The sequence below is a fragment of the Exiguobacterium sp. s78 genome (assembly GCF_018618985.1).
In the GTDB taxonomy this organism is placed as follows: Bacteria; Bacillota; Bacilli; order Exiguobacteriales; family Exiguobacteriaceae; genus Exiguobacterium_A; species Exiguobacterium_A abrahamii.
Window position 1 is genome coordinate 1970441 of sequence record NZ_JACSNB010000001.1, and the last position, 19391, is coordinate 1989831.

The following is a 19391-nucleotide window of genomic DNA, read 5'->3' on the forward strand; positions in this document are numbered from 1 at the left end:
AATATCCCCCTTATTTCGTGCGACGATAAAACGGTGTCGCTGTTCGTTTCGCTGCTAAACGTTTTCCGCGTACTTCCACTTCAAATTGCTCTTGTTCCGCTACTTCTGCAGGAACGAGTGCCCAAGCAATCGCTTTTCCGACTGTCGGCGGCAACGTACCTGTCGTCACCACACCAACGACTTCCCCGTCATGCCAAACCGGTGCATCTTGACGCGCAATCCCTTTATCGAGTAATTCAAGACCGATCAAGCGTCGCGGTGCTCCTTGTTCTTTCTGTTGCAACAAGACTTCCGAACCGACGAACGGTTTGACTTGTGGTTTGACCGCAAAGCCCATTCCCGCTTCGATTGGTGAAATCGTTGCTGATAATTCATGTCCATAAAGTGGAAGACATGCCTCAAAACGTAATGTGTCACGTGCCCCGAGCCCGCATGGTACGACACCTTGCTCAAGCAGTGCTTGCCAGACAGCAGGTGCGTCACCAGCTGCCATGTAGAGTTCGAACCCATCTTCCCCTGTGTACCCACTGCGTGAGACGATCATTTCCACTCCTGCAACCGTCCCCCGTTGGAACTTGAAAAATCCGATCTCTGATAAGACAAGTGGTGTCATGCCGGAAAGGATGGCTTCCGCACGTGGTCCTTGGACCGCAATTTGACCATATTGTTCCGATTGATTCTCAAGCGTGACGTCTCCTGTTAGATAGTGACGTAAATGTTGTTCGTCTTTTTCAATGTTCGAAGCATTGACGACGAGAAGATAGTCCGTTTCTGCCAAACGATAGACGAGTAAATCATCCACTGTCCCACCGTCTTCTTGGCATAAGACGTTATATTGCGCTTGCCCCACCGCAATCTTCGAAATATCGTTCGATAATGTAGCTTGTAAAAACGTCAGAGCATCCGGTCCGCTGACGAACAGTTCTCCCATGTGCGAGACATCGAACATGCCGACGTTCTCCCTTACTGCAACGTGTTCTTCTTTAATCGAGGAAAACAAAACTGGCATTTCAAATCCCGCAAAATCCACCATCTTACCGGTTTGCGAAACCGTCTCGAATAACGGTGTTCTTTTCAATGTCGTTTGACTCATACAAATCCCCCTATTTACGAACGTTTTCGCTCTCTCTTCTCTTTAATGTTCCATTTTCAAATCCATCTTACCAATTAAAATCATAATTATCTAGTATTATTCGGAAAAAGGAACATACGAAAAAGAGAGAAAGGACCCTGTCCCTTCTCTCCTATTGTTTCATATTCTTCCCATGAAAGCCATTTCAAAATTGTTTGATTCCGGCAGTTCGTTTGATTTCCTCCTGGAGTCGACGACCTTCCGTCACCAATTGGCTCGCTCCTTGCTTCACACGATTTCCTTCTTCAGTGATTCGATTGATATTCCCTTTGATTTGATCGATTCGCTGCGTCGTATGATCAATGTTCGTCTGCAAGGTTTGCTGACGAATCGTAAAGCGCTCCATCAGTTGTTTTAACTGCCGAATATCCTGAGACAGCTTCTTTTTGTAAAGACTGAATCCGAACAACACGAGTCCTATGATAGCCAATAAAATAATACCTAACGTAATCCAAATCATGACTTCTCCTCCAATACAGTTTCAATCGCACGCGTTAATTCTTCGATTGATGCCGTTCCTTCAAGTCGGACAGTAGCTACTCCAGCATATAAGGAATAGCGACGTTCAAACAATCGTCTCACTTGTTCCCGTTCTGTCACGAGTGGACGATTCGGATCAGCGGCGATACGTTCCCAAATCAAATCAAAGGGTGTATCGATCCAGACGACTGTTCCGGACTCCTGCATGTACAGTCGGTTCTCTTCCCGTTCGACGATCCCGCCACCCGTGACAACCACTTCCGCATTGCTACTCTTCAACAATTCGCTTTCATGTGTACGAAACCCTGCTTCGCCATGCTCAGCGAAAAAAGCGGTAATCGTTTGTCCATGTTCCTGTTCGAACCGTTCATCCAGTTCGTCGACCTCGTATTGTGAACCCAATCGATGTCCGACGGCTGTTTTACCAGTTCCCATAAACCCAATCAAATAAACCTTACTCATGTGTGACGACCGCCTCGATTCTTTGACCATTCTCTAATCTCGCTTCCATTTTAAAGCCTTTATCGGTCGCTGTACAGCTGACTTGTCCGATTGGGTAGCGGAGGGTCTCGTCCTTCGTACAATCTGCTTTCGCCGCTCGGATGAGAGACTCGAGTTGAAGGGCTTCTTGCTCTAACTGATGATGCCGCATCTCTTCGTCAATCTGCTGACAAGAAATCAAGAGCACGACTCCCATTCCTAAAAGTAACAGTAACGTTTGAATCAAGATGAATCCTTCCTGACGCATCGGAAGGAACGTCTGCTGTCGTTCAACTGAATCGAGAGAATCTCGGCATCCCCTGTCACGGTATAGTGTTTGACGTCGCGGGCGTATGTCAGTTCACCTCCCTGTTCTTTCTTGAGACGTAGTTGATCTTGCACACGGACGAGACGCCACTTTTCAGCCGTCTCTCCCGGATTGACGTCCATTCCACGAATCTCGTCTCCGACGCGCTCACACATCGTACTACGCCACATCAGTCGTTCCACGGTATGAAAGAACAATTCTTCATTCATTCGGTTGACTTCCGGCGGACGAACGAGTGGGGTCAATGTCAAGATTGCCAGCAGAAGAAGTGGGCTCAGCCATAGGACGAATGACAGTTCGAGAAGGGTCATTCCGGATTCCGCTCGCAAGACACATCGTTTCATTGCACCACGCTCCTTGTTTCAGGACATAGGACGCTGTTCGGTTTTCAACTTGATCCGTCGCCATCTGCTCAAGCTGTTCCGTCTCTTGTTCCCATTTCATTTGTTTCGTCCGTAACTCGAGATAAGGATCGATCGCTAACGTCATGAAGATACCGATCGCAACGATAGAGAGCATCACTTCAAGCAAAGAGAAGCCCGCTTGGCGTTCGTTCTGCATACTTCTCACCTCACTTTACGGATTGCCATTTGATAGTTCCCAAGTAAGAATTTGATTTCATATTCGGCTGTTGCCGAACGGCAAGACCAGGTCGCTGCATAGATCGAGTGATAGCTTTTAAAATAGATGATGCGATTCGAGGGCGGAACGGTACACGTATGACCATTTTGGAATGTTCGTTGCCATAACAACCGGTCATCCGCAAGGACAAGGTATCCCGTACCGTCCCCTCGAAATCGAAACTGCATCAATGCTTGATCTTGCTTTGAGTACTGCATCAGTCGAAGTGTCTGAATATCTTGTTCCATCAGACGAACCTCTTGTTCAAGCGGAATCCAGTCCGGTCGTTTTTCAAACAGTGCCGGCAACAAAAAAACAAGTAAACAAGCAATGATTGTCAGCACCGCCGTCATCTCAAATAAGGTAAATCCTTGTTCACTTCGTAAGTTCGCCAGTCTTCGGATCATACGTATACGTCTCCTGATCACAGACGAGGGCATTCGGTTTATCAGTTGTACCGCGATTGATTGTCTGGAGCGATTCCGGGTACTTTTTCTCTTTCGCGTAATACAAATTAACCTCTGACCGAATGACTCGAATGTTCGCCTCACAACTGACACCTTTCGCCTGGTCCTTTCCACTTGTCATCGTTGGAATCAAAACGAGCAGTAACAACGAAATGATCAATAAGACGGCTGCCATCTCAAGTAAGGTGAATCCATCCTGTCGCTTTAAGAATTGTTTCATCGTATCGTCTCCTCTATTTAGAATGGAAGCTGCTGTATCGCTAGCTGAATCGGATAATACAAGATGAGAAACAACGTTCCCGTCATGATCGTCAATCCACCGTACAAAATCGGCTCGATCCATAACAACTTTTTCTCTAGTTCCTCTTCCATCGACTCATGCAAGAGTGTCGCTTGTTCAAGCAACAACGGACCAAGATCGCCACTTTCCCGCGCCAAATGGACGATTCCAATCGTCTCGGCTTCGATGATTTCATCTTCGCCAAGCGCTTCTGCAAGTGGTTCCCCTGCCTGTTGTTTAGCATGTAGACGAGCATAGAGGTGTCCTTTTTTATTCGCTTGTCCTTGCTCTAGATGACGAAAGGTCTCTTCAAGCGAGAAGCCAGCATCGATGAACGATCCTACTTCGATCGTGAATAAATAGCTGTAGTAGAGACGAATCAAACGCTGTAGCGGTTTCAGTCGTAAAATACGGTTTAACGGAAAAAAGCGAAAAAAGAGGTAACTGGAGGTTAACAAAATAACGGGAATACTTGCGAGCAGATATTTCGCAGAGGGGTGAAGAAGGAGATGAAGAAATGAGGGGAGAGTCTTCGGGTCCGACATCTCGAGGAGAGACGGAAATACGTAGAGGGCGTAAAAGAAGAACAGGAGGAATAGACTGGTCGCTAGAACAAGCGGATACCGGATCATCTTCCAAAACTTCGATCGCATTTCTGTTTCGAGGTCGAGCAGTTTCACGATTTGGCGAAGGACGAGCAACGGTCGTTCTGTCCTTTCTCCAACAAAAAGAAGTCGTTTTAAAGTATTCGTTAACGCAAGCGGTTCAAGCGATGCTGAAAAGGAGTCTCCTTTTTCAAGACAGCGTTCCATTTCTCCGACTACTTCGGAGAACGGCTGACGCTCGAATCGTTTTAAAATGAGTAACGTCTCTTTCGTAGAAATGCCTTTTGATAACAAGCGATGATATCGTTTTAAGAACCGACTTTGATCGCGGCTTGTAAGTTTCTGACGGTACAGCGGACATCCTCTCCTTTTCGCTCGAGATGAATGATGCGTTGACAGACAGCCAGTTCTGACTCTTCGATACCTAAACTGCACAATCGCAATCGCGCCTCATCAATACTTCCAGCGTGTAACGTAAACAACACGACGTGACCACTAAGTGCGGCATTCATCGTCAAACGTGCTGCCTCTCTCGTCCGCACCTCACCAAAAGCAATCCAATCCGGATCCGCTCGCAATATTTCTTCAAAACATCGCGTAGCAGTGAACCCTGCTTTTTCATTTAGTTCCAGTTGCAAGACGTTTGGTACCGTACACTCCACCGGATCTTCAATCGAGATGATTCGTTTTTCTTCCATCGCACTCATCAAGGAATATAACATCGTCGTCTTTCCTGCGCCTGTCGATCCAGAAATGACGATACACCCGTGTCGTTGTTCAGCTAACCAAGCGAAGTCCAATTGATCGTGTAACGTTCGTAAAGCCGTTTCTTGAGAGACCGTCGAACGATAAAATCGCCACGACATTGCATCTCCTTGTCGACTCGGTAACAACGAGACGCGCATTCCCTTTTTCCCGTGCGGATACAAACCACTTTGCGGAATCCGCTCATTTTGTTCCTTTAAGTTCGCCTCATAGCGAACATGACTGACAAGCGTTCGATAACGCGTCAATTCCACCTCTTCTTGTTCACACAGACCGTCACCCGTTCGACAAATGATCCGGACGCAAGCTTCATTCGGTACGAAATGAACGTCTGTTGCACCAAGTGATTCGAATCGTTCCATGAGTTGTGTCGTCCATTCCTTCATTTCTCTTCACCTCCCTACCGCAAACAATACACAAAAAAAAGAAGCCGACCAAACCGGCTTCTTTACGATACGTGTGCGATTGTACGATGTTTACGCTTCGCCAATGTCTCAAGACCTGGTTTATCGTATCCGATAACAAGTTGTTTTCCATCAGTGATGATTGGGCGGCGTAATAATTTCGGATTGTCACTCATGAGGCGTAATAACTCACTGAGTTTCATGTCTTCAATATCAATGCCGAGATCTTTGAAGGCTTGACTGCGTGTTGCGAGCAAACTTTCAATCCCATCCGTCGATAATTTCAACAGTTCCATGAGTTCATCAACTGTTGGAGCATTTCTGAACAGATGACGTTCCTCTACATCAACATGTTCCTCTTTTAACCATGATTTCGTTTTACGACATGATGTACAGCTTGGGTATGTGAAAAAGACTAACTCATTCGTCATTTTTGCTCCTCCTCTCAAAGTGTGGGGTTTCATTACAGTTACTATAGCACGCCATTTTAACTTTGTACACCTTTTGTACAACTATTGTACAACTTTTTTTGAAACTTCATCTTTTGTTCACAGTTATTCCTTAACAATCACTAGAACAGGATGGACGGATGATTGTTTGCTTGGTAAAATAAGTACGTATATTGACTATCTGTCGGATTTAGGGGGTTATAGGAATGGGGAGAATGTACCGCGTACTCGGTTTCTGGACTGGTATCATCGCAGTCATGGCATTTATCGGCGCATTGGGTGGCGATGCAAGCTCAAGTGAGCATACGGATTCATTTTTAGTCATGGGCTTCGTCTTCTTAGCACAAACTGTCTTTTTTGCAGCGCTTGGTTACTTGCGCTTAACTGAAAAAACGTATGTCTATATCTTTGGAGCTTACTTAACTGTATTTTTCATCGTCTTTACGTACTGGTCAAACTTCCAGATGTAATGAAAAAAACTCGTCATCCTTTTGGATGGCGAGTTTTTTTAGTCAGAGGAATGGATTCGATTTCATTTCTTGACGAATCGTCGTACTCGGACCATGTCCTGGATAGATCGTCGTATCTGCCGGTAGTTCCGCGATGAGTCGATCCAGTGAACGCATCAATACGTCTTGATCCCCACCATGAAGATCCGTCCGTCCGACGCCTTGCTGGAACAAGAGATCTCCACCGAACGCGATCCGCTCTCCTTTGAAGTAGAACGTCACACTTCCTGGTGAATGCCCTGGCGTCTCAAGAACATGCATCGAAAAGCTACCGACCGTCAGCCGTCCTGGTTGCAACAAATGGTCTGCTGGTTTCATCCGCATCGGCGGCATTCCGAATTTTGCCGAACCATTCCATTCTGGATTACCGAGCCATCCTGCTTCTTCCGTATGCACGTAGACAGGCGCTTCCGTGAAGCGTCGTAACATATCGACACCTCCGATATGGTCAAAATGCGCATGCGTCAACAAAATCGCTTTTAAAGTCGCTCCCCGACTTTCAATCTCATCGAAAAACCGCATATCTTCTGTACCTGGATCAATGACAAGACATTCCTTGTCTTTAAATAATAAATAACCATTTTCAGATGCCATACCGGAAGTGATCATTACGATTTCCATTCTATAAAACCCCTTTACAATAGACTCTTCTCCTACTATACACGAAATTGTCGAAAGTTCCTGCAACGCCCTCTCGACTTTATCCCGCGAGTCGGATAAACTAAAAAGTGAGATTTAAGTGAAATCTTCGTGAAATTCATAACGTGATTGTTTAAGGGGGAGTACGTCATGCATTTGGATCAACCAATCGGTTGGCTTTTCTTCTTCGTCGCACTCGTCGGCGTTTGGGCCGTCGTTCGTTCACTTAAGAAACGCCAAATGTTTCCACTCGTATTCGCAGGTCTGACTGTCGTCTTATTCGGCTGGTTCGGGATTGCGACATTGATTTACGGCGGTATTCCATCGTAATCAAGATACGCTAAAAAGAGAGATGCCTCGCGCATCTCTCTTTTTATTTGCCTTTCTACAAAAAAAACGAATCCACTCGAAAGTAGATTCGTTTTCTTTATCTTATTTTGAAGTTTGAAGGAAACGGAGCAAGTCACCATAGATGACTTTATCCGAAAGTCCTAACTCCTTCTCGGATTGTTTCGTAGATTGTTTACACATCTCCGCTAACTCTCCATCTTTTACTTCTTCACCCGTCTGACGATCATAACATGTTTCCTGCGTATAGACCGTTTTGTCTGTTATGACGGAACCATCGCGGAACAGCGCATAATCCTTGTGCTGTTTCGAGAAGAGATCGGTACCGAACAATACTTCATTCTTGAAGTCTTGTCCTAACAGATGAAGCAATGTCGGTTTAATGTCGATTTGGCTCGCGACGTCTTCATGTTTGACACCTTTCGTTTGACCCGGTAAATGGATCACGAATGGTACACGTTGCAATTGTGCAACATCATACGGCGTCAACTCATCTTTGTTCATGAGTTCTGCCATCGCAGCATTGTGGTTCGTCGAGATACCATAGTGGTCACCATAGACCATGAAGATCGTATCATCCCACGTACCATCTTTTTTCAGACCCTCGATGAATTTACCAAGTGCCATATCTTGATACGCTAGTGCCTGAACGTAGTGGTTCAGCGTCGTAGAACTTGTCTCAAGCGGTGGTACAAGTTCATCTTCTGGTTTTGGCATCTCAAATGGATAGTGGTTCGTCAATGTGATGAACTTCGAATAGAACGGACGTGGTAAATCTTTCAACATCGGCAATGACTGTTCAAAGAATTTATCATCGAGCAAGCCCCACTCCGTCAAATCTGCTGGATCACCTAAGTCATAATCCGTCTCTGAGAAGAAACGATCGACGCCAAAGCTATTGTAGACGATGTCTCGGTTCCAGAACGATTTGTTGTTTGCATGGAAAACAGCTGAATAATAGCCATCTTCTTTCAACATTTCAGGAGTTGCCCGGAATTCGTTTTCTCCGTTCGTAAAGAATGCTGCACCGCGTCCAAGTGGATAGATCGAGTTTTCGAGAATGAACTCAGCATCTGCCGTTTTCCCTTGTCCTGTGTTGTGATAGAAGTTATCCCATGAATGCGATTCCTTGATCAACTTATTCAGGTTCGGTGTAATCTCTTGTCCGTTTGGTGCCTTTAATCCAACTGCAAAGGATTGTGCCGACTCAAAGGAAACGACGATGACGTTCTTTCCTTTGTACTTTCCGAACATAGCTGGGTTCGGTTCAGCATGTTTTGAATCAATGAAGCTTTGAACTTCCGACAGTTCAGAACTGTCCGCGAGTGCTTTTTGCGCAGATGTCTTCGACTGAATGAGTGCGTCATACATATGGAAGTTAAATGTTCCGATGTTTTTAACGAGCAGTTCTCGGTCAAAGGCACGTGTGAGCAATTCTGGACGTTCTGTCTCAGCGAGCGTCAAGTTTCCAAGGAAAACGACAACTGCTGCAACGAATGCGAGAATCGCGCGTCCACGTGACGCAACGTTTTTTGACATGTCCATTTTCCGTAAGAAGAACGGTAAGATGATCAAGTCACCGACGATCAATAAATCGGACCAATTCAAGAGTGACCCGAGCGATGCAGAAACGGTCTCTGCATTCGATGTTTGGAACAATACCGGCAACGTCAGATAGTCATTAAAGAAGCGGAAGAAAATGATGTCCGCATATAAAATGAGTGTCGCGACGAACAATGTACCGTAGATGAACCATTTTTGAACATTTCCCCGGAAGAAGAAGCTGAACCCGAACATGAAGAGCGCTGAACTAATTGGGTTAATTAGTAGAATGAATGCTTGCGCAGAGTTTGTTACGGGAACGTTGAAGAAAAGTGTATACGCTAAATACGTTTTTAACCAAATCAATAAGGTCGCAATCCAAAAGAGCTTGTGCTCTTTATAGGTGCTGCGAACGCCTTGACCCATCTTTAGGCGCATTCGCGACCAGATGTTTGCGTCTTGCTGCATAAAAACCTGCCTCCTAATTTACATGTGCTTTCTGCTTTCAGTTCACACAACTTACATCATAATTTACATATACCCATATCACGTGAAAATTTTACGCTTAGTTTTACAAAAATGCAACTGGAATCCGGAAGATACTTAACAATCACATAATTACTGTACGTTTGTAAACAAAAAAAAGATTCGCCGAAGCGAACCTTCTACTGAAATTGAATATTATCATTTTTTGAGAAACATCTGCTTCGCAAGCCATGCACAGCCGATGACTCCGGCATCGTTTCCAAGTTCGGCAATCTTGAACGTCGTCGATCCGAAAACACGTGGTAAAGCGAAGCGTTCGAACTGTTTACGCAGTGGTGCAAGCAATGTCTCTCCTGCTTTTGACACACCACCACCGATGACGATGATTTCCGGGTTAATACTGTTCGCTAAGTTGGAGATGGCAAGACCGAGGTGGAACGTCACTTCTTCTACGACTTCCGTTGCGATCCGGTCTCCTTTCTCATACGCTTCGAATACGTCTTTCGCCGTTACTGCCTTGATGTCGTTGAGTAACGTTTCCTTCCCTTTACGCTTCTCAAGACCAAGACGGGCGATCCCTGTTGCTGACGCAATCGTCTCAAGACATCCTTTGCGACCACATCCACATAGAACGCCACCTTCAGGCAACATCGTGATATGACCGATTTCTCCAGCCATTCCGACTGTACCATGCACGATTTGTCCGTTCGTGATCAGACCACCACCGACGCCCGTACCGAGTGTGACAGCAAGGAGTTCTGTTGCCCCACTACCGGCACCTTTCCACATCTCACCGATTGCCGCTGCGTTCGCATCATTTTCAAGCACAGCCGGTAAACCCGTCAAACGTTCGAATTCACCGATCAGTTCAAAGTTATTCCAACCGATATTGACTGCTTTCTCAACGACACCTGTATTAAAATCAATGAATCCCGGCGCACCGATGCCCGCTCCGACGAAATCTTCTGGTCGTTTATTGCTCTCTTGACACTTCTCAAAGAAAGATTTTGCAATATCTCCAGGAATTTGTACGCCATCATTCAAAACGACCGTCTCGATTTCCCACTTTTCTACGATGATCCCTTGCAAATCCAAAATTGCCATCTTGACTGTCGTTCCGCCGATATCAATGCCGAGTAACCATTTCATTGCTTCGTCTCCCCTATACTCATATAATGTCTGCTTCATCATTTTACCGGACATAACCCATTTGCGCAAAGGGTTGCACAATCTTAAATGTTATCGGATTGTGAACGCTTTAATTCATGTCGTAAGATTAGTTTCGCTGAATCGTACTGACGTTGTTCCAAAACGCCCGCTTCTTGTAATTCATCGAGTTCAAGCATCATCATCGCGATATCGGACGCTCGATCCCCAAGATAGATGAATGTCCCGTATGTCTTGAGTAACTGCTGTACGTCATACAGTGTCTTCATCGACCATCGGCTCCTTTACATAGGCATGTAGCAAATCATATGTCGCTTGTAACGACGTCTCATGCGTACGTTCGTACGAATGACTCGATTCGATTCCCGGACCGAACAATCCGTGCCGGACGTCGTGGCCCGCACTTACTGCTGCCGAGGCATCCGAGCTATAGAACGGATAGATATCAACTTTATATGGAATGCTATTACGTTGTGCTAAGCGTGTTAACTGGTGGCGTAAAGCTAAGTCATACGGACCAGAACCATCTTTGGCACAAATGGAGACTGTGAATTCATCGGAGTGTTGCCCCTCTCCTAGTGCTCCCATGTCGACCGCGATGTATTCTGCGACTTCTTCCGTGAATCCAGCATTTCCACCGAATCCGACTTCTTCGTAATTTGAAATCAGGATCTGGACCGTGTGTGGTAGTTCGATTGTTTTCCATTCCTTGATCAATTCAAGCAACAAAGCAACAGATGCTTTATCATCGAGATGGCGCGACTTCACGAATCCTGTTTCCGTATAGAGGAATCGCGGATCAAACGTTACGATGTCTCCTACTTCAATCCCCGAGACGCGCGTCTCTTCTGCTGTCGTCGAACGGATATCGAGCCGTACTTCGATATTATCAGCGGATCGTTCCGTTTTGTTCGTCTCGCGCGAAGTATGAACACTCGAATGGTGGAACACGATCGTACCTGAAATCGTTTGACCGTCCATCTTGTGAATGAGACAGTTCTCACCTTCGATCGCTGTCCAAGCATATCCCCCCAGTTGTGATAAACGAAGTCGTCCTGTTGGTAAAATTTCTTTCACCATCGCTCCTAGTGTGTCGACGTGTGCCGTCAGTAACCGCGTACGCGTTGAAGCACCAGGTAGTGTCGCTAAAATCGCTCCTTTTTCAAGCTTTCGATACGTGATCCCTTCTGCTACCAATCGCTTTTCTACATATGTAATAGCTTCTTTTGTCGAACCTGTTGGACTCGGAATCGAGACAAGCTCTTCAATCGTACGTATGACTTCTTTCATGTTCATTCGCTCCCTTTCAATCGGACTACGACGTGACATCCGCTTTGTTCTCATGATAACAAATATTCATTCTTTGCCGATACTGATATCCTACGGATACGATGCGAAAAAGCTGTAGCGCTTTTTTGCTACAGCTTCTTTCCACACCATCTCAAGAACTTAGACGTACTTCTTCATCCAAATATCATCACGATATGTGCCATCTTCTAATTTTACGGAATCTGGATCTTCGGCATATACTTCAAAACCGAGCGACTCATAAAGATTTTGTGCGGCTTCGTTTCCTGATAAAACGGCAAGAATGACTTGCTCGACGTCCGGTAACTTCTTCGCTTCCTCGATTAAGGCTTCCATTAAAGCGCGACCAGTACCTCCGCGATATTCAGGTGATACGTATACTCCAGAAATCATCGCTTTATGCGATTCACGTGACAATTCATATGGTTTGACCTGACCAAACCCAAACAATGTATCACCGTCGAACATACCAAGCCAAACCTCATCGGAGTCGGGTTCTCCCTCAAGTCCTTCTTGTACTTCGCGGAGCGGGGTTTGCTGTTCATCATCAAACGAATGACCGAATGCATCTGGATGATTTTTTAATCCCTCAAGGCGTAGATTCCAGTATTGTTCTGCATCCTCTTTAGTTAGTTTTCGAAAAGTATACATGACTGTCGGTTCTCTCCTTTTTGGGTATCATGACGTACAAAAAAATGACGTAAAAATGCTTCTATCTCTTACTTAACCCTTTTCTAGTAAAATAAAACCTAGATTTTTTTCTTTTTACTACCGGACGAATAGATGTGATTTTTTATGTATTCGTTCACTACATCAAAAAAACTCAAGTGTGGACAATGTGAAGCAAGTCCGACACTTGAGTTTTTTGCTACTTTATTTCGTGATACCTTCATCATGATGCGTACGCTTATCCTTGCAAGACGGGTTCAAGCGTCTGACGTAATACATCAGCAGAATGATGGAATTTCTTCAACTCTTCTTCCGTCAATGAGACTTCAATGATTTCACGCACACCTTGACGATTGATGATGGCGGGAACTCCAATATGGATACCGGAAATTCCGTACTGCCCATCGACATGCGCACCGACCGTCAATAGACAGTTCTCATTTCCGAGGATGGCACGAACGATCCGAACGAGTCCAAGCCCAATCGCATAGTAGGTTGCCCCTTTGCGCTCGATGATATGATAAGCAGCATCTCGGACATTGATGTAGATTTGATCAAGATCTGCTTGAGAATAACGATCGTCTTCAGCAAGTAGTTCATCAATCGTTTTTCCATAAATACGGCTGTTACTCCAGGCTGCGAATTCCGTGTCACCATGTTCGCCAAGAATATAGGCATGGGCATTTCGGGAATCAATGTGAAAGTATTCTCCGAGCATTTGACGCAGGCGCGCTGTATCAAGCACCGTTCCTGATCCAAATACGCGGGATTTCGGAAGACCAGAATATTTCCAGGCAAGATGCGCCATGATATCAACCGGATTAGAAGCCACGACGATGATACCATCAAAACCGGAATCCATGATTTGACGAATCATTTCTTTCATGATCAACGCATTCTTTGCAACGAGATCGAGTCTTGTCTCACCTGGTTTTTGTGGAGCGCCTGCCGTGATGACGACGACTTCCGCTTCTCGGCAGTCCGCGTAGTCTCCAGCCCATATGCGCATCGGTGAAGAGCTAAATGGTGTTCCGTGGTTTAAGTCCATTGCCTCGCCCTCTGCTTTGGCTTTGTTGACATCAATGATGACAAGTTCTTCACAAAGTCCAGCTGTTGACATCTGATAGGCAAAGCTTGAACCGACTGCACCAGCTCCAATGAGGGCTACTCGTGTCACTTTCGCATGTAATTCCATATCGTTATGTCCACCCTTCCATTCGTCCTAAGAGTTTGTTAACTATCTCACAAGTAAATTGTAACATCTTTCACATTCTTTGTATCATGTGAAATTAATCACATTTGTCCATTTTGTGTCATTGATATCCTAACATAAGGAATTACATACTCACATACTTTCCAGTTACCAAAATCGAACGATGATAAACCCGATTCCGCTTGCCAAACCACTCGTTAAGACATTGACAGCGTCATTCCCTAAAAATCGAATGCCTGAAACGTAAGCTGTCGGTTGACCATGGTGCTCTCGCTTTTCCGTGTATTCCCCACAAACCGTACATCGGTAAACGCGTTGCCCTACCGCTCCAAATAGTGTATCCAGTAGGCTCCCGAGTACACCGATGCTTGTTACGAGTAAGACGTGTCTTAAAGAAAGAGAAAATATCCAATGCGCTGCTACAGCGATGAACGCAGCTCCTGCGATCGTACCGATCGTTCCAATCAGCGACATCGCTCCACTCGTTCCTGCTGGTACCCGTCGTAACGTTTTGAGAGACCACGGATCACGTCTTGAGAGCGGTCCGATTTCAGATGCCCACGTATCAGCATTCGATGCTGCGATGACGAATAGAAATAACAAGAGATACGCAAAATCCTTCGTCATAGCATACGCTAAGGCAGCAACGAACGCTACCCCTCCATTCGCAAGGACTTGCCATCCGTCACGCGCGCCGTCTTTCTCAACGATGGAGTCGACCGATTGTTTTCTGGACCTTCCGACCTTCGATAACAGACTCGAGCTACCAAAGAAGAGTAAGAGTACTACTAATCCTTGCCAACCGAATCCGAATGAGACACCACTACCGACGAGCAGGGTCATGATAGCACCACTTGTCGTCAATAAACGAAAAGATCGTCCGGTCCAAGCAAGCAATAGACAAAACAAAATGGTCGCGCTCAACATCGGATGACCTCTAATTCAGTGACGATCAAGTCAACGGGGATATCAAAGGCTTCCACTTCGAAATCTGGAAGAAGTTGTTCAGAAAAGGCAATCGATACTTTACATCCTGCATATGGCACGAGTGCACGATCGTAATAGCCTCCTCCCCATCCTAAACGATAGCCGTCCCGACGATAGGCGCGACCTGGAACGAGGCAAAGCTCTGCTTGATCAAGTGAGGCGCGACGTGCTGAAGCGATCGGTTCAGCAATCCCCATCTGATTTGCTTGCAGTTGATCTTCTGGTCCATGTTCATAAAAGACCATCTCGTCTCCGACTACTTTTGGTATCAAGACCGTCTTGCCCTCTTGCCACGCTTGTTCAATCAGCATTCTTGTATCACATTCATTTCGAAAAGCTAACGTGATCGCGACACAGGTCGCTTGTTGCCATTCAGGTAGTAACAAGACATGTTCGTGAATCAATCGTTCCTTTTCCGCACGGTTCTCCATCACATCTAGTCGTTCTTTGATCAGACGGCGTACTTCTTGTTTATTCATAGTTGTCTTCCTTTCCACAAAAAAAGCCATCACACGAAGTGACGGCTTCCATCTCAATTATTTCACTTCACGGTGAAGTGTGTGCTTACGGAGACGTGGGTTGTATTTCTTCAACTCAAGACGCTCTGGGTTGTTACGCTTGTTCTTTTTAGTGATATAAGTACGGTCACCAGTTTCAGTGCAAGCTAATGTGATTTTAACGCGCATGGGATTCCCTCCTATCTAGCTCTCGATGTATCAAGTGATTTTGCTTTACATAAGGTTAAGCATACTCAAGTATCGTACCAAGAAAGGAAAGGAATTGCAACTGTTCATCCGTTCTTTTTCGGATTCGTCACGTGTTGATATGGTTTTTCAAGGTTCTCTTCAAAACGCAGCGGCTTCTTTTCGACGTGATACTCTTGTTCCACCCCATGACGTGACTCTTCTCGTTCTAGATAAACGACCGCTGATTGGCGCAACGCATCTCCTTCAAGTCGTTTTAAGGCAACGACCAGACCGCCTGAACGATCAGGTGAACGCTCACTTTCGACATCGTAGACGTTACTGACGAGTGGCAATTCTTTGATCTTAGCGATGGCTTGGGCAGCTGATGCAGTCTCCATGTTGAAGTTGTGGATGACTGCGAAATCAACGATCTTACTCAAGGCTTGCGCTTGACGTAAGAAGGCTAAGTTTAGTGCCGCCAATTGGTTATAGGTCTGAACGAGCGGTAGACCCGTCACTTGCACTCCGTAAACGTGAACACCTTCTTCAAATCGATACGCTTCCGGATGTTCCGTAACGACATAGACATTCTCACCAGTAGCAGCGAGCCGTCGAGCGAGCTCCGAAGCTGGCCGGTCTGACGCATCATATTGTCGGACGAACAATAAGATGGCGTCTGTATTCCAAGATTTCTCACGCTTCACTGCCACATAGTAATCATGTGCTGTCAAAAAGACATCTGGTTCAATATCTGAATCTTGAAGAAAAGGATATTCGCGATATCGATCATCCAACCATTCCACCGTCAGCTCCTCCGCATCCAGTCGACGCTCGGTTTCTTCAAAACGTAAGATGTGCTCACGGAAACGATTCGCAGCATATTGCGCTGTCGTCTGTCCATCGAGGATGAATGGCCAGTCGCTCGAGACAGCAAGGAGGTATTCTCGAATGAGTTGACGCTTCGCTTTGACAGTCAATGCATCTTGATGACGATTTCGAGCTACGACACCTGCTAGTCTCTTCTCAAGCTGATGGAGATGACGAATCATCCAGTCATTCCGTTCGTTGATCCAGACTTCCGCGTAGCCTTTTCGTCCCCACGTTCCCATCGCGACGTGTGCCGTGTCGATGTCTTGGAAGTGACGTTCGAGGAAGATCGCCGGTGAAATCGACTCAATTCCTTGGTCTTCTAAACGTTCCATCGCTTTACCGAGGAAGTCGGGACCTTCAAACCACCAGTGACCGAACAATTCGGCATCAAATGGTGCTGTGACAAGGAACGGTGGGAAGTCTTGTCCTTGATGCGCATCCAAATGTTCACCGAGTGCTTGTGCGAAGTCTGCTGCATGCTCACTCGTCCGTTGCCATGCCCAATCACGGACGTAATAGTCTTTTTGATCCGTTTCTCCTGTTACGCGATGCAATTTCAATCCTGTATCATAACGTAAGCCTTCCGGGTGCATGAACTCAGCGATTTGATCCCACTCCCGATCGTACGCAAGATCACGATAAAACTCGCGGTAATCCGGATGACCCGGGTATCCGATGACAGAGCTCCAAATCTTCCCGGAAATGATTTGATCACGCGGGAACAGTGCCACACCGTGCGGAGAATAGACAGGTGCTCCGATTCCATGTTTCGATGACGGATCCGCGTTTAAAATTGAATGTTCGTCAACGAATGTATAACGAATGCCCTCTTCGTACAAAATACGATCAAGTCCTGGCGTATACGCACACTCCGGCATCCAAAGACCAGATGGACGGAATCCGTAATGACGTTCGAAACAGTTCAATCCCGTCTGAATTTCAGAACGTGCCGCTTGTTCAGACAACATGTGCGGACTGAATCCGTGTGTCGCCGTACACGTAATCAAATCGAGATAACCTTGCTCTTTGTAATGACGGAATGCCCGGTTCAAATCTTTTTCCCAGTGAAGGAACGTATTCAATAAATCTTGATAGCGGTCTTGATAGAATAGAAGCGCATCTCGTTCCTTTTGAGCAAGCTCTCGCTCTAGTTCCTGGCGAATCAAACGTAACGTATCTTCGATATGCTCGATATACCGCTCTTGAATCAATGGGTCGGCAAGCATCTCGATGACGGGTGGTGAAATGCTGACCGTCCAGCCGAGCGGACGTGACAAGCGATCGACCTCCCACAATAATGGGATGTAGGTTTCTGAAATCGCTTCATACATCCACCGTTCTTCTAAGCGATGTGCCTCTTCATGACGGATATATGGTAAATGTGCATGTAAGACGAGTGAAAAATATCCTTTTCGCATAGCTTCTCTTCCTTTCCCTCTCTCTAATTCCATTATCGGACGCGATCGAAATAGGAATAAGGACGTAATACTTCGACCCATTCCGGTTGTTCGACCTCTCCGTATTGCCAATGATGCACGACTTCCGCGAACCGTCCGTCCGTGACTGGTTCGTCACGTGGCGTTTCGACTGGTTTTGAACGCAGTACTGGAACAAAGTCCCCGTCGATTGTTTGAATGCCCCATTCAATAATGTATGTAGTATTCGGGGCGACTGGTCGAACGAACCAAGCATTCGTCATTTCTGGCAGCTCGAATTGATACGTCCGATTTGCCTGTCCTTGTTCGTATTCAACAAGCGTGATATCAATGATGCGTAATTCTTTACGGAACGAATCAAACGTCGTGTGATAGTGCGTTTCTAGCAACTGTTTCGACAGTTCAGATAATTCCCAGTAGACGTATAAAGCTGTCGGTGACTGAACGATGGCGTGGAGGATGTCATCCTCGTAATGTGTCGCCATTCCAAACGCGTCGCGTTCTAGCGAAGGTACCACTTGCACAGACGGTACGACGTCTAATACCGGTGCAGTCGACTTTTTCGTCTGCTTGACCGTTTTTGATTTTACTTTCGGCGCTGCTACAGAAGGTTGTTCTGTTAACGATTTACGATATTTAGTCCAAGCATATTTGATTTTCCCTTCAGTCGTATCCAATTGAGCTGCGATTTGTTTTGTTGTCAGCCCTTGTTCTTTCATTTTAATGATTTGCTCAAGCATTCCCAATCACCTCTCTGTCATTATTCACTTCTTTCCTATTCTACAAACGTGTTTCGAATCCCTTTACAAAAAAAGTAGGCAGAGGAAATTCCTCCTGCCTACTTGATTCATCCGTTTAAATCATAATGTTTTCCTTTTTCGAGATAGATAAGATGCTCCCCGACGTTCGTCAAGTGATCACCCATCCGCTCGATGTAGCGGCAAATGTTCGTGAATTGCATGACTTCATCGACAACGATCGGCTGAAGCGACATATGACGCATATACTGGCGAAGTGCCTTATATGTCGTCTCATCAATGACGTTATCGAGATCAGACAAGGCTTTTGCTTTCTCGACATCTCCGTCACGATAGGCGACGATCGCAGTTTCCGTCATATCCAGTAATGTCTCGAATGCTTCCTTCAACAAAGAGATATCGATGACATACGGGAATGTTTCGACACGAAGAACCGCTTTTGAGATATTCCCCGCGTAATCTGCAATCCGTTCGAGATCCGACGAAATTTTCATCGCGGTGATGATTCGTCGTAAATCTGTCGCAACGGGTTGTTGCTTCGCGATTAATAAAATCGCATCATCGTTGATTTCAAGTTCAAGATCATCGAGTTCATTATCGTTTTCGATGACACCACGCGCGATGTCTTGATCATATTTTTCGAGTGCTTCTGCCGTTGTTGCGATCTGTTGCATTGTCTTACGAGCGAGTAAAAAGACCTTTTGATCGAGTATTGCAAGATTTTCTCCAAAAATCGTACGGTTCGCTGCCATTCGTCTCGTC

The 19391-nt window shown here is 45.8% G+C and carries 26 protein-coding genes; 2 read left to right on the plus strand and 24 right to left on the minus strand.

Annotation, left to right across the window (positions count from 1 at the left end; genetic code table 11):
* Nucleotides 1-10 precede the first annotated feature (10 nt).
* From gcvT to KNQ18_RS10285, 11 genes are all read right to left on the minus strand, one after another.
* Nucleotides 11-1093 carry a glycine cleavage system aminomethyltransferase GcvT gene (gene gcvT, locus KNQ18_RS10235; RefSeq protein ID WP_035409121.1) on the minus strand — a complete coding sequence of 361 codons (1083 nt, stop codon included), beginning with the start codon at nt 1091-1093 and terminating at the stop codon, nt 11-13.
* Nucleotides 1094-1277: 184 nt separating this feature from the next.
* The gene (locus KNQ18_RS10240; protein ID WP_023467565.1) at nt 1278-1592 is read right to left on the minus strand and encodes a hypothetical protein; all 315 of its coding nucleotides are present in this window, start codon (nt 1590-1592) and stop codon (nt 1278-1280) included.
* On the minus strand, nt 1589-2074 hold the full coding sequence (locus KNQ18_RS10245) for a shikimate kinase (protein ID WP_214857095.1): 486 nt from the start codon (nt 2072-2074) through the stop codon (nt 1589-1591). Before KNQ18_RS10245 ends, KNQ18_RS10240 begins: the two co-directional genes overlap by 4 nt.
* A complete protein-coding gene (locus tag KNQ18_RS10250; RefSeq protein WP_231925701.1) occupies nt 2067-2339 on the minus strand; it encodes a hypothetical protein in 273 nt (90 codons plus the stop codon). Before KNQ18_RS10250 ends, KNQ18_RS10245 begins: the two co-directional genes overlap by 8 nt.
* Nucleotides 2336-2629 carry a hypothetical protein gene (locus KNQ18_RS10255; protein WP_058704323.1) on the minus strand — a complete coding sequence of 98 codons (294 nt, stop codon included), beginning with the start codon at nt 2627-2629 and terminating at the stop codon, nt 2336-2338. The genes KNQ18_RS10250 and KNQ18_RS10255 overlap by 4 nt, the downstream gene beginning before the upstream one ends.
* The gene (locus tag KNQ18_RS10260; RefSeq protein WP_050678401.1) at nt 2622-2981 is read right to left on the minus strand and encodes a type II secretion system protein; all 360 of its coding nucleotides are present in this window, start codon (nt 2979-2981) and stop codon (nt 2622-2624) included. Before KNQ18_RS10260 ends, KNQ18_RS10255 begins: the two co-directional genes overlap by 8 nt.
* 5 nt (nt 2982-2986) lie before the next feature.
* Nucleotides 2987-3448 (minus strand): prepilin-type N-terminal cleavage/methylation domain-containing protein, encoded by a 462-nt coding sequence (locus KNQ18_RS10265; protein ID WP_035398319.1) that lies wholly within the window; start codon nt 3446-3448, stop codon nt 2987-2989.
* Complete coding sequence (locus KNQ18_RS10270) at nt 3417-3728, minus strand: competence type IV pilus major pilin ComGC (RefSeq protein WP_215084677.1); 312 nt, start codon at nt 3726-3728, stop codon at nt 3417-3419. The genes KNQ18_RS10265 and KNQ18_RS10270 overlap by 32 nt, the downstream gene beginning before the upstream one ends.
* 17 nt (nt 3729-3745) lie before the next feature.
* Nucleotides 3746-4687 (minus strand): type II secretion system F family protein, encoded by a 942-nt coding sequence (locus KNQ18_RS10275; RefSeq protein WP_251133340.1) that lies wholly within the window; start codon nt 4685-4687, stop codon nt 3746-3748.
* 14 nt (nt 4688-4701) lie between these two features.
* Nucleotides 4702-5544 (minus strand): ATPase, T2SS/T4P/T4SS family, encoded by an 843-nt coding sequence (locus KNQ18_RS10280; protein WP_215084679.1) that lies wholly within the window; start codon nt 5542-5544, stop codon nt 4702-4704.
* Nucleotides 5545-5606: 62 nt separating this feature from the next.
* Nucleotides 5607-5993 carry a Spx/MgsR family RNA polymerase-binding regulatory protein gene (locus KNQ18_RS10285; protein ID WP_023467556.1) on the minus strand — a complete coding sequence of 129 codons (387 nt, stop codon included), beginning with the start codon at nt 5991-5993 and terminating at the stop codon, nt 5607-5609.
* 224 nt (nt 5994-6217) lie between these two features.
* Between KNQ18_RS10285 and KNQ18_RS10290 the strand changes: the two genes are divergently transcribed.
* Entirely contained in the window at nt 6218-6481 is a 264-nt protein-coding gene (locus KNQ18_RS10290; RefSeq protein ID WP_023467555.1) for a DUF2626 family protein, read from the plus strand.
* Nucleotides 6482-6523: 42 nt separating this feature from the next.
* Here the strand turns inward: KNQ18_RS10290 and KNQ18_RS10295 are convergent, their stop codons facing one another.
* A complete protein-coding gene (locus tag KNQ18_RS10295) occupies nt 6524-7141 on the minus strand; it encodes an MBL fold metallo-hydrolase (RefSeq protein WP_050678399.1) in 618 nt (205 codons plus the stop codon).
* A 168-nt stretch (nt 7142-7309) separates the two neighbouring features.
* Here KNQ18_RS10295 and KNQ18_RS10300 point away from each other — a divergent pair, with 168 nt between their 5' ends.
* Complete coding sequence (locus tag KNQ18_RS10300; protein WP_023467553.1) at nt 7310-7489, plus strand: DUF2759 domain-containing protein; 180 nt, start codon at nt 7310-7312, stop codon at nt 7487-7489.
* Nucleotides 7490-7591: 102 nt separating this feature from the next.
* Here KNQ18_RS10300 and KNQ18_RS10305 read toward each other — a convergent pair whose 3' ends face one another.
* From KNQ18_RS10305 to phoU, 12 genes are all read right to left on the minus strand, one after another.
* Nucleotides 7592-9517, minus strand: a complete 1926-nt coding sequence (locus KNQ18_RS10305) for an LTA synthase family protein (RefSeq protein WP_023467552.1) — start codon at nt 9515-9517, stop codon at nt 7592-7594.
* A gap of 216 nt (nt 9518-9733) precedes the next feature.
* On the minus strand, nt 9734-10684 hold the full coding sequence (locus KNQ18_RS10310) for an ROK family glucokinase (RefSeq protein WP_215084681.1): 951 nt from the start codon (nt 10682-10684) through the stop codon (nt 9734-9736).
* 83 nt (nt 10685-10767) lie between these two features.
* Nucleotides 10768-10971: a YqgQ family protein gene (locus KNQ18_RS10315; RefSeq protein WP_023467550.1), complete on the minus strand. Its 204-nt coding sequence runs from the start codon at nt 10969-10971 to the stop codon at nt 10768-10770.
* The gene (locus KNQ18_RS10320) at nt 10955-11992 is read right to left on the minus strand and encodes a M42 family metallopeptidase (RefSeq protein WP_215084683.1); all 1038 of its coding nucleotides are present in this window, start codon (nt 11990-11992) and stop codon (nt 10955-10957) included. The genes KNQ18_RS10315 and KNQ18_RS10320 overlap by 17 nt, the downstream gene beginning before the upstream one ends.
* A gap of 159 nt (nt 11993-12151) precedes the next feature.
* Nucleotides 12152-12661, minus strand: a complete 510-nt coding sequence (locus KNQ18_RS10325; protein WP_023467548.1) for a GNAT family N-acetyltransferase — start codon at nt 12659-12661, stop codon at nt 12152-12154.
* A 256-nt stretch (nt 12662-12917) separates the two neighbouring features.
* Nucleotides 12918-13874, minus strand: coding sequence for an L-lactate dehydrogenase (locus KNQ18_RS10330; protein ID WP_023467547.1), 957 nt, complete (start codon nt 13872-13874; stop codon nt 12918-12920).
* Between the two features lie 165 nt (nt 13875-14039).
* Nucleotides 14040-14819 (minus strand): DUF92 domain-containing protein, encoded by a 780-nt coding sequence (locus tag KNQ18_RS10335; protein WP_215084685.1) that lies wholly within the window; start codon nt 14817-14819, stop codon nt 14040-14042.
* A complete protein-coding gene (locus tag KNQ18_RS10340; RefSeq protein ID WP_215084687.1) occupies nt 14813-15358 on the minus strand; it encodes a 5-formyltetrahydrofolate cyclo-ligase in 546 nt (181 codons plus the stop codon). Before KNQ18_RS10340 ends, KNQ18_RS10335 begins: the two co-directional genes overlap by 7 nt.
* 57 nt (nt 15359-15415) lie before the next feature.
* The gene (gene rpmG, locus KNQ18_RS10345; protein ID WP_012369771.1) at nt 15416-15565 is read right to left on the minus strand and encodes a 50S ribosomal protein L33; all 150 of its coding nucleotides are present in this window, start codon (nt 15563-15565) and stop codon (nt 15416-15418) included.
* 104 nt (nt 15566-15669) lie between these two features.
* Nucleotides 15670-17853 (minus strand): 1,4-alpha-glucan branching protein domain-containing protein, encoded by a 2184-nt coding sequence (locus KNQ18_RS10350; protein ID WP_215084689.1) that lies wholly within the window; start codon nt 17851-17853, stop codon nt 15670-15672.
* Nucleotides 17854-17885: 32 nt separating this feature from the next.
* On the minus strand, nt 17886-18611 hold the full coding sequence (locus KNQ18_RS10355) for a DUF4912 domain-containing protein (RefSeq protein ID WP_050678393.1): 726 nt from the start codon (nt 18609-18611) through the stop codon (nt 17886-17888).
* Nucleotides 18612-18718: 107 nt separating this feature from the next.
* Complete coding sequence (phoU, locus tag KNQ18_RS10360; protein WP_050678392.1) at nt 18719-19381, minus strand: phosphate signaling complex protein PhoU; 663 nt, start codon at nt 19379-19381, stop codon at nt 18719-18721.
* Between the last annotated feature and the right edge of the window lie 10 nt (nt 19382-19391).

Coding starts and splice junctions, on each gene's coding strand:
- gcvT (WP_035409121.1), bottom strand. CDS start 1,093: ATGAGTCAAACGACATTGAAAAGAACACCGTTATTCGAGACGGTTTCG.
- KNQ18_RS10240 (WP_023467565.1), bottom strand. CDS start 1,592: ATGATTTGGATTACGTTAGGTATTATTTTATTGGCTATCATAGGACTC.
- KNQ18_RS10245 (WP_214857095.1), bottom strand. CDS start 2,074: ATGAGTAAGGTTTATTTGATTGGGTTTATGGGAACTGGTAAAACAGCC.
- KNQ18_RS10255 (WP_058704323.1), bottom strand. CDS start 2,629: ATGAATGAAGAATTGTTCTTTCATACCGTGGAACGACTGATGTGGCGT.
- KNQ18_RS10260 (WP_050678401.1), bottom strand. CDS start 2,981: ATGCAGAACGAACGCCAAGCGGGCTTCTCTTTGCTTGAAGTGATGCTC.
- KNQ18_RS10265 (WP_035398319.1), bottom strand. CDS start 3,448: ATGATCCGAAGACTGGCGAACTTACGAAGTGAACAAGGATTTACCTTA.
- KNQ18_RS10270 (WP_215084677.1), bottom strand. CDS start 3,728: ATGAAACAATTCTTAAAGCGACAGGATGGATTCACCTTACTTGAGATG.
- KNQ18_RS10280 (WP_215084679.1), bottom strand. CDS start 5,544: ATGAAGGAATGGACGACACAACTCATGGAACGATTCGAATCACTTGGT.
- KNQ18_RS10285 (WP_023467556.1), bottom strand. CDS start 5,993: ATGACGAATGAGTTAGTCTTTTTCACATACCCAAGCTGTACATCATGT.
- KNQ18_RS10290 (WP_023467555.1), top strand. CDS start 6,218: ATGGGGAGAATGTACCGCGTACTCGGTTTCTGGACTGGTATCATCGCA.
- KNQ18_RS10295 (WP_050678399.1), bottom strand. CDS start 7,141: ATGGAAATCGTAATGATCACTTCCGGTATGGCATCTGAAAATGGTTAT.
- KNQ18_RS10300 (WP_023467553.1), top strand. CDS start 7,310: ATGCATTTGGATCAACCAATCGGTTGGCTTTTCTTCTTCGTCGCACTC.
- KNQ18_RS10305 (WP_023467552.1), bottom strand. CDS start 9,517: ATGCAGCAAGACGCAAACATCTGGTCGCGAATGCGCCTAAAGATGGGT.
- KNQ18_RS10310 (WP_215084681.1), bottom strand. CDS start 10,684: ATGAAATGGTTACTCGGCATTGATATCGGCGGAACGACAGTCAAGATG.
- KNQ18_RS10315 (WP_023467550.1), bottom strand. CDS start 10,971: ATGAAGACACTGTATGACGTACAGCAGTTACTCAAGACATACGGGACA.
- KNQ18_RS10320 (WP_215084683.1), bottom strand. CDS start 11,992: ATGAAAGAAGTCATACGTACGATTGAAGAGCTTGTCTCGATTCCGAGT.
- KNQ18_RS10325 (WP_023467548.1), bottom strand. CDS start 12,661: ATGTATACTTTTCGAAAACTAACTAAAGAGGATGCAGAACAATACTGG.
- KNQ18_RS10330 (WP_023467547.1), bottom strand. CDS start 13,874: ATGGAATTACATGCGAAAGTGACACGAGTAGCCCTCATTGGAGCTGGT.
- KNQ18_RS10335 (WP_215084685.1), bottom strand. CDS start 14,819: ATGTTGAGCGCGACCATTTTGTTTTGTCTATTGCTTGCTTGGACCGGA.
- KNQ18_RS10340 (WP_215084687.1), bottom strand. CDS start 15,358: ATGAATAAACAAGAAGTACGCCGTCTGATCAAAGAACGACTAGATGTG.
- rpmG (WP_012369771.1), bottom strand. CDS start 15,565: ATGCGCGTTAAAATCACATTAGCTTGCACTGAAACTGGTGACCGTACT.
- KNQ18_RS10350 (WP_215084689.1), bottom strand. CDS start 17,853: ATGCGAAAAGGATATTTTTCACTCGTCTTACATGCACATTTACCATAT.
- KNQ18_RS10355 (WP_050678393.1), bottom strand. CDS start 18,611: ATGCTTGAGCAAATCATTAAAATGAAAGAACAAGGGCTGACAACAAAA.
- phoU (WP_050678392.1), bottom strand. CDS start 19,381: ATGGCAGCGAACCGTACGATTTTTGGAGAAAATCTTGCAATACTCGAT.